Genomic DNA, 5,414 nt, shown 5'->3' with positions numbered 1-5,414 from the left:
GAACTAAGTAGACAACTAGATCAAGGGTGTGTTGCTTGAAATGACATTTTATTTCCCTCTGGTGAAAATGATTAAAAAAGTGAATACAAATGCATTTATTAAATGAAATGGAAAATACACCAGAAAAAGTTGAATGTTTGTAATGGTTTGGTGGGTTTATTTTTCTTTCTTTCTTTTAGTATTTTTACGTTGGATACATAGCTTAGTTCCACCGTTATTTTTCTTTTTTCATTTTGAAAGTATGTATCAAACCAATAGCCATAAAAAAAGTCATGACTATAATCACATGTTCGCCCATCACAATATAAAGTAATGCATATGATCCTCCTAAAATCAATAGAACATAACCCACCACGCTATTTGCAGCAGCAACATAAAGTGTTCGCTGACTTCCTTGTGCAATATCTAACATATAAGTTTTGCGGCCAATACGAATTCCTGCATACCCAAGGTTAAGTACAAAAAAGAGGAACACATCAACCCACCAATTATTCACCGCAGTAACAAAATAGAACATTATTGAAGCTGATACACAAACTAAGGTCGCATAAAACATTGTACGTATTGCGCTCTTATCTGCCATTTTACCCCATGAGTAAGAACTGAGAAAAGAAGCGAGTGCGTTGGCAATTATAAAATAGGGTAGTTGAAAAAAATCGTTGTTAGTTGCAGATGTACTGACAAAAAAGGGTGCAATTAGTGCAGCATGCAGTAACAAACAACGACTTAAAATTAGTTGCTTTAAATCTGCTTGTTGATTTATGATTTTCCAAATACTTTTCCCATCGTTTGAATCTTTCTTGTTATCAGTTAAATTTGCTATTAATCCAATAGATAAAATTAAACTTATAAACATTATAAACGCTGAAAAGGTGATCAATAACTGAATTGCCTTAATGCTCATATCTTGTGGCGAAATAATCATTAATCCAGCTGTTATAAGTGATAGAAGACCAGACATCGTTGAAGCAATACCAACCAATTGTCCTCGCTGTCCTTTCTTTATATTTAATCCCTGTACATCTTTCATGCTTAAGGAACTGAGTGAACGTCCCAAGCTAAGAAGCAATAAACATAATAAAATAAGTAAACCTGCCAACAAAGCTTCGGTAAATATTGCTGAAGCAAGCATAAAACAAATAGAACAAGCCTGTATCGCGATCCCCCATCTCCAAATAATTAGCCTATTTTCGATATGTCTAACCTTTTGTTTGAGCGGCCATTGTGGGATCAGAGAACCGGATTCTCGTATAGGTACTAACATAGATACAATCCATATTGGCGCGCCTAAACTAGCTAATAACCAGGGTAGGGTAGTTTTTGCTGAAATCAATAAGTCAGCGAGCTTCCCACAGGTGGCAATCGATATTAATTGTGTGAATATCTTGTGTTTATTTAGATTCAAGGCAATTCCTGTTTCTTAATACAATAAAATCTGTCTCTAAGGATAAAGACTGTTTGTCGATTTTAACAGTTCATAGTCAGACTTTACTTGAGTACAATCTGTTTCCATGCTATAAAGCGCACCGCTGGAATTAATGAGGGCGCAAGCCTAAAACAATCATCGCGAAGCAGCTAATTTAATTAGCGTAAATATCACACATACATCGACACACTTTTCGGGGTGTCTGCGAAGAAATATCTGAGTAGATCGAGAATTGGGATGTATGGAGGCCTAACCCCATATTAAGGAATCTTTCTAATGGCAAATGTATCTATGCGCGACATGCTTCAGGCAGGCGTACACTTTGGACACCAAACTCGTTATTGGAACCCAAAAATGAAACCTTTCATTTTCGGCTCACGTAACAAAGTTCACATCATCAATCTTGAAAAAACTGTTCCTATGTTCAACGAAGCGCTTAACTTTATTGGCGGCGTAGCTTCTAAAAAAGGTAAGATCCTTTTTGTTGGCACTAAGCGTGCAGCAAGCGATGCAGTGAAAGACGCAGCAGATAAATGTGACCAGTTCTATGTAAACAAACGCTGGTTAGGCGGTATGTTAACTAACTGGAAAACAGTTCGTCAGTCAATCAAACGCCTAAAAGAACTTGAGCAACAAAGCCAAGACGGTACGTTTGAAAAATTGACCAAAAAAGAAGTGTTAATGCTAACGCGCGAGATGACTAAGCTTGAAACTAGCCTAGGTGGAATTAAAAACATGGGCGGTTTACCAGACGTTTTATTCGTTGTTGATGCCGACCATGAGCACATTGCAATCACTGAAGCTGGAAACCTAGGTATCCCAGTTGTTTCAATCGTAGATACTAACTCAAATCCAGATGGTGTTGATTACATCGTGCCAGGTAATGATGATGCAATACGTGCCGTTCAACTTTATTTGAATGCTGCAGCTGATGCTGTTATCAATGGTCGTGAACAAAACCTAGAAGCGCAAGCTGAAAAAGGTGAGTTCGTAGAAGCTGCTGAGTAATCAGTCAAGCGTCAATGACACGATGGTATCGAGCACTTCGCTACCTAAAAAAGTAAATTAAACAGGGGCTGTCGCCCCTGTTTTTAGATATTTAATTTAAAATTATTTTGCTGAGGATACGAAAATGGCAGTGACTGCAGCCCTAGTTAAAGAATTGCGTGAGCGTACAGCCGCCGGCATGCTTGATTGTAAAAATGCCTTGGTTGAAGCCGAGGGTGACATCGAGTTAGCAATTGAAAATATGCGCAAAAATGGTCAAGCGAAAGCCGCTAAAAAAGCTGGCAGAATTGCCGCTGAAGGTGTTATTTTGACGAAAGTTGCTAACGGTGTAGCAACTATGATGGAAGTTAACAGTGAAACTGACTTTGTCGCACGTGATGACGGTTTTATTAAATTTGGCCAACAGTTGATTGAAATTGCATCTGCAAATAAAATTAACGATATGGATACTCTCAATAACACTGAGGTTGATGGTGTTAAGGTCAGTGAATTACGTGACAATTTAGTCGCTAAAATTGGTGAAAATATCAGCCCTCGTCGTGTTATCACAGTTGAAGGTGATAATCTTGGTGCTTATGTGCATAGCGCACGGATTGGCGTTATTGCAATTTTAAAAGGTGGTGATGAAGAATTAGCGAAAGACATCGCTATGCACGTCGCTGCATCTAGCCCACAATTTGTGAAGCCTGAAGATGTGCCTGCTGAAGTAGTGGCTAAAGAAAAAGAAATCCAACTTGATATCGCTCTTCAATCTGGCAAACCGCCTGAAATTGCAGAGAAAATGGTCTCTGGTCGTATGAAAAAATTCACTGGCGAAATTAGTTTGACGGGTCAACCTTTTATTAAAGACCCATCAATATTAGTTGCTGATTTGCTTAAATCAAAAGGTGCTGATGTTATTAACTTCGTACGTTTTGAAGTCGGTGAAGGGATTGAGAAAAAAGAAGAAGACTTTGCAGCTGAAGTTGCCGCACAAATGGCAGCTGTTAAAAAATAAATTGTCTTTGACATTATTACAGATCAATTTTAATTTACGCTGAAACATGCATTTTAAAGTTGTTTGGGTATAATACTGGCACCTCAAATTGAGGTGCTTTTTTATATATAATTTTGTTGTTTCGGATCCGATAGTTTGATACAGCATGGATTTATGTAAAATAGAGCTACAAGGCCTTAACAACGTCGCCTTTTATTACCTTTAGGAAATATCAATCTATGAGTATCGCACCTAAGTCCGCTTATCGAAGAATATTGTTAAAATTAAGTGGTGAAGCACTAATGGGGGATGAAGGCTTTGGCATTGATCCTAAAGTGTTGGAACGAATGGCTCAAGAAATAAAAGAAATAGTTGAGTTAGGCGTTGAAGTAGGTCTAGTCATAGGTGGTGGTAACCTTTTTCGAGGGGAAGGTTTAGCAAAAGCTGGTATGAACCGTGTAGTCGGAGATCATATGGGAATGTTGGCTACCGTTATGAATGGTCTCGCTATGCGAGATGCATTGCACCGTGCTTTTGTTAATGCCCGTTTGATGTCTGCTATTCCTTTAAATGGTGTGTGTGATAATTACAACTGGGCAGAAGCCATCAGTTTACTTAAATCTGGTCGCGTAGTGATTTTTTCTGCTGGTACGGGTAATCCATTTTTTACCACCGATTCTGCCGCTTGTTTGCGTGGTATTGAGATTGAAGCGGATGCGGTTCTTAAAGGCACTAAGGTAGATGGTGTATATGACGACGACCCAGCTAAAAATCCAGAAGCTAAGTTATACAAAGTATTATCATATGCTGAAGTCTTAGATAAAGAATTGAAAGTAATGGATTTGGCAGCATTTACGCTTGCCCGCGATCATAATGTGCCAATTCGTGTGTTTAACATGAATAAACCTGGGTGCATGAGAGCAGTTGTAATGGGTGAAGATGTAGGTACGTTGATCTGCAATCCCAAAGAAACAAAATAAATAATGTAGAAATAGGAAAAATTAACGTGATTGACGAAATTAATGATGACGCGCGCCAGCGCATGGAAAAAAGTATCAGTGTTTTAAAAGGCCAATTCTCAAAAATTCGTACTGGCCGAGCACATCCTAGTTTGTTAGATAGCATTATGGTGCCTTATTACGGCACAGACACACCGCTTAAACAGTTAGCGAATATTATCGCTGAAGATTCGCGGACGTTAGCATTAACTGTATTTGATAAAAGTTCTGCAAAAGCGGTCGAGAAAGCTATTATGCAATCGGATTTGGGCCTTAACCCAATGAGTGCTGGCTCTGTTATGCGTATTCCTATGCCTGCATTGACCGAGGAGCGTCGCAAAGATTTAATTCGTGTAGTACGAGCTGAAGCTGAGCAGGGCAAAGTCGCTATTCGCAATATTCGTCGTGATGCTAATAGCGATATCAAAGAGTTACTGAAAGAAAAAGAAGTCAGTGAAGATGATAGTCGTCGCGGTGAAGATGATGTACAAAAATTAACAGATGCTTTTGTTAAAGAAGTGGATGAAATTTTGGTGGCGAAAGAAAAAGACTTAATGGAAGTGTGATTGAGTTGTATTTGATAAATGAATTCTTCTGAACAATTAATCGAAAAAATTATGCCGCAGCATGTTGCTATCATTATGGATGGCAACGGTCGCTGGGCTAAGAAAAAAGGCAAGCTCCGTACTTTTGGCCACAAATCTGGTGTTAAAGCGGTGAGAGCTTCTGTCTCTTATGCTTTAAAAAACGGTATAAAAGTCCTCACGCTTTTCGCTTTTAGCAGTGAAAATTGGAAGCGCCCAACTGAAGAGATTGGAGTGTTGATGGAACTTTTTAAAATGGTACTTGGCAGTGAAGTTAAAAAGTTACATAAGAATAATGTTAAGCTCAAAATAATTGGCGATACTAGTCGGTTTGACAGTAAATTAATTAAAAAAATTAATGATGCCGAAACTCTGACTGAAGATAATGACAGCCTAGTTTTGAATATTGCTGGCAACTATGG

At 38.5% G+C, this 5,414-nt stretch carries 6 protein-coding genes; 5 read left to right on the top strand and 1 reads right to left on the bottom strand.

The genetic code is table 11. From position 1 onward, the window contains the following. Positions 1–214 precede the first annotated feature (214 nt). Entirely contained in the window at positions 215–1,405 is a 1,191-nt protein-coding gene (locus QZ562_RS19165; protein ID WP_293763830.1) for an MFS transporter, read from the bottom strand. Between the two features lie 297 nt (positions 1,406–1,702). Between QZ562_RS19165 and rpsB the strand changes: the two genes are divergently transcribed. The 5 genes from rpsB to uppS all read left to right on the top strand — a co-directional run. Then, entirely contained in the window at positions 1,703–2,434 is a 732-nt protein-coding gene (rpsB, locus tag QZ562_RS19160) for a 30S ribosomal protein S2 (protein WP_293763828.1), read from the top strand. Positions 2,435–2,558: 124 nt separating this feature from the next. Continuing rightward, positions 2,559–3,431 (top strand): translation elongation factor Ts, encoded by an 873-nt coding sequence (gene tsf, locus QZ562_RS19155; protein WP_293763826.1) that lies wholly within the window; start codon positions 2,559–2,561, stop codon positions 3,429–3,431. A gap of 218 nt (positions 3,432–3,649) precedes the next feature. Continuing rightward, the gene (gene pyrH / locus QZ562_RS19150; RefSeq protein WP_293763824.1) at positions 3,650–4,390 is read left to right on the top strand and encodes a UMP kinase; all 741 of its coding nucleotides are present in this window, start codon (positions 3,650–3,652) and stop codon (positions 4,388–4,390) included. 26 nt (positions 4,391–4,416) lie between these two features. Further along, a complete protein-coding gene (frr, locus tag QZ562_RS19145) occupies positions 4,417–4,974 on the top strand; it encodes a ribosome recycling factor (protein ID WP_293763822.1) in 558 nt (185 codons plus the stop codon). A gap of 18 nt (positions 4,975–4,992) precedes the next feature. Beyond that, positions 4,993–5,414, top strand: a 422-nt coding sequence (gene uppS / locus QZ562_RS19140; protein WP_293763819.1) for a polyprenyl diphosphate synthase, incomplete at its 3' end; no start/stop codon positions are given.

The sequence above is a fragment of the uncultured Paraglaciecola sp. genome, assembly GCF_913058035.1.
Lineage (GTDB): Bacteria > Pseudomonadota > Gammaproteobacteria > Enterobacterales > Alteromonadaceae > Paraglaciecola.
This window is presented reverse-complemented; position numbering and strand designations above follow the sequence as displayed.

Excerpts from the sequence above, each read along its gene's own strand:
- rpsB (WP_293763828.1), top strand. The coding sequence starts at position 1,703 with ATGGCAAATGTATCTATGCGCGACATGCTTCAGGCAGGCGTACACTTT.
- tsf (WP_293763826.1), top strand. The coding sequence starts at position 2,559 with ATGGCAGTGACTGCAGCCCTAGTTAAAGAATTGCGTGAGCGTACAGCC.
- pyrH (WP_293763824.1), top strand. The coding sequence starts at position 3,650 with ATGAGTATCGCACCTAAGTCCGCTTATCGAAGAATATTGTTAAAATTA.